We start from the raw sequence: 2,936 nt of genomic DNA, 5'->3' as shown, positions 1-2,936 counted from the left end.
TTATCTCCTAAAGAATATTTGAAAAAAATTTCATAATAGACAAGATAAATGTGTCCACATTATTGACATAAGTACATATTATAAATAAACTCTCCAATATTTTTTTGGAGAGTTTATTATTTATATATTTAAGTTATTATAAAGAGTAGAATACAAATAGATACTATAAATACTGTGTTTGCTTCTACTTATAAAAAAATATAAGAGGAATATTGAGGAGTTTATGTAAATATAAGAGGATGAAATTACTGTAAAATCATTTAAGAATACTTATATATACTGAAAAATAGATGTATGATATATTTTTCAGTGAAGTATAAATTTGGGAATAGCTAGTTTTAGCTAAATTAATTGATAGTAGAAAAGCACATTCAAAAACTGAAAAATAAGATGTTATTTCAGATGAAGTGACTGTGGAAAATACGCAAAAATCTTTAAGATAAATTATGATGATAAGAAACTGACATATCTCAAAAATAATAGTAGTTTGTTTAAAAAAATAGTTTTACATTTTTAGACAATATATAAAAATTACTAGAAGTTTTTCTGTATTATATTGTTTTATCGAAAGAAGAATTTATAAAATAAAAAAAGTTCTTGACATGGAATGCATACCATAATTTATAGTATAAATATACAGAAAAAGGAGGCATTTTATGGAAAATTCACAAAAAAGATTTCCGGAAAACTTTCTTTGGGGCGGGGCAACAGCGGCAAACCAGCTTGAAGGAGCTTATAATCAAGGTGGAAAAGGACTTTCAATTATGGATGTCGTACCCGGAGGAAAAAAGAGACTGGGAATAATAAAAGATCCGGATTTTGATTTTAAAATTCACAGCGACAAGTATACTTATCCTAATCATGACGGAATTGACTTTTATCACACATATAAAGAAGATATAGCCTTATTTGCAGAAATGGGATTTAAATGCTACAGATTATCTATAGCATGGTCAAGAATATTTCCGCAGGGTGATGAAGCAGAGCCGAATGAAGAAGGGCTGAAGTTTTATGATAATGTATTTGATGAATGTCTAAAATACGGCATTGAACCTGTGGTGACAATTTCACATTACGAGATGCCGCTGAATCTTGCGGTTAAATACGGCGGATGGAAAAATAGAAAATTAATAGAATTTTTTGAAAAATATGCTGATACTGTACTGGAAAGATATTATAAAAAAGTAAAATACTGGATGACATTTAATGAAATAAACAGTGCCTTTTTTATACCATTATTCAGTCAGGGATTTGTAAATAAAGATCCTAAAGCAGGGAAACAGGATGTATATCAGGGACTTCATCATCAGTTTACGGCGAGCAGTCTTGCTGTGAAAAAAGCACATGAACTTGATAAAAATCTGAGAGTGGGATGTATGATTATTTATGGTACAAGCTATTCATATGACTGCAATCCTGCTAATCAATGGGCAAATCTGGAAGAGAGCAGAATGTTTAATAATTTTTGTGCAGATGTACAGGTAAGAGGAAAATATCCTTCTTATATAAATAAAGTATTTAAGAGAGAAAATATTAAACTGGATATAAAAGCCGGTGATTTGGAGCTGATTAGAGAGTATCCGGCAGATTACATCGGATTCAGCTATTATATGTCAGCGGTAAGGGCGGCAGATCCTGAAAGTATGGAAAAAACCAACGGTAATCTTCTGTCAGCTATAAAGAATCCATTTTTGAAAGCCAGTGACTGGGGATGGGAAATAGACCCTACAGGTTTGAAAATAGCATTAAATGAGCTTTATGACAGATATCAGGTTCCATTATTTATAGTAGAAAACGGACTTGGAGCACATGATGTTTTAGATGATAAAAATGAAATAAATGATGAATACAGAATACAGTATATGAGAGATCATATAGATGCTATGGCAGAAGCCGTAGAAAGCGGAGTAGACCTTATGGGCTATACAAGCTGGGGCTGTATTGATCTGGTAAGCGCATCAACAGGAGAAATGTCAAAAAGATACGGTTTTATATATGTAGATATAGATGATGAAGGAAAGGGAACGAAGAAAAGATATCCTAAAAAATCATTTCACTGGTATAAAAAAGTAATAGAGACTAACGGTGAAGAAGTATAGAAAGGGGAAAAAATGAAATTAATTATAACAAAAACTTATGAAGAAATGAGCAGTATTGCGGTGAATATTTTGATGGGGCTGATGTATCAGGATAAAAGAGTAAACCTTTCAATTACTGCGGGAAGCACTCCAAAAGAGATTTACAGACAAATGATAGGACAGGTAAAAGGAAAAGAACATTTTGATAATGTACATTATTATAATTTTGATGAGATACCTTTTAAAGGACTGGACAGGGAAGGGGTTACAATAAGTAATCTGAGAAATGATTATCTCACACCTGCGGGAATAAAAGAGGAAAATATTCATAAGCTTACAATGGAGAATTATAAAGAATACGACGAAATATTAAAAAATGACGGCGGACTTGATGCGATACTAATGGGAATGGGCGGAGATGGACATTTCTGCGGAAATCTTCCTAAATTGACGAAATTCGGCAATAAAACATATATGGCTCCTATAGCTGAAGAACTAAAAGAGCTGATGGTAGGTGAAGTGGGAGATATAAAATATGTTCCTGACTCATTTGTAACAATGGGGCCTGCGAGTGTATTCGCGGTAAAAAAGCTGATACTTGTGGTAAACGGCAAACATAAGGCAGCTATAGTAAAAAAAGCACTTGAGGGAGAAGTGACAGAAGATGTGCCTTCATCTCTTTTGAGATTACATCCTGATATTACAATAATTCTTGATGAAGATGCAGCTTCCGAGCTGGAACTTTAACTAATAAAAACCTGTTAGAGATACTCGGGGGGAGAATGGGAGTGTGCAAGAAAGTCTGTAAATTAAATCTGATATAATAAAAGATTTGTTTTTCATATATTGATTTATCTA

At 32.4% G+C, this 2,936-nt stretch carries 2 protein-coding genes; both read left to right on the top strand.

Annotated features, from left to right (window positions below):
* Positions 1–656: 656 nt before the first annotated feature.
* The gene (locus NK213_RS19500; protein WP_253352436.1) at positions 657–2,099 is read left to right on the top strand and encodes a glycoside hydrolase family 1 protein; all 1,443 of its coding nucleotides are present in this window, start codon (positions 657–659) and stop codon (positions 2,097–2,099) included.
* 12 nt (positions 2,100–2,111) lie between these two features.
* Complete coding sequence (locus NK213_RS19495; protein WP_253352434.1) at positions 2,112–2,825, top strand: glucosamine-6-phosphate deaminase; 714 nt, start codon at positions 2,112–2,114, stop codon at positions 2,823–2,825.
* Positions 2,826–2,936: the final 111 nt, after the last annotated feature.

Source organism: Sebaldella sp. S0638, from assembly GCF_024158605.1.
Classification (GTDB): Bacteria; Fusobacteriota; Fusobacteriia; order Fusobacteriales; family Leptotrichiaceae; genus Sebaldella.
Note: the sequence above shows the minus strand (reverse complement) of the source record. Positions and strands in the feature narration are given on the sequence as shown.

Excerpts from the sequence above, each read along its gene's own strand:
- NK213_RS19500 (WP_253352436.1), top strand. The coding sequence starts at position 657 with ATGGAAAATTCACAAAAAAGATTTCCGGAAAACTTTCTTTGGGGCGGG.
- NK213_RS19495 (WP_253352434.1), top strand. The coding sequence starts at position 2,112 with ATGAAATTAATTATAACAAAAACTTATGAAGAAATGAGCAGTATTGCG.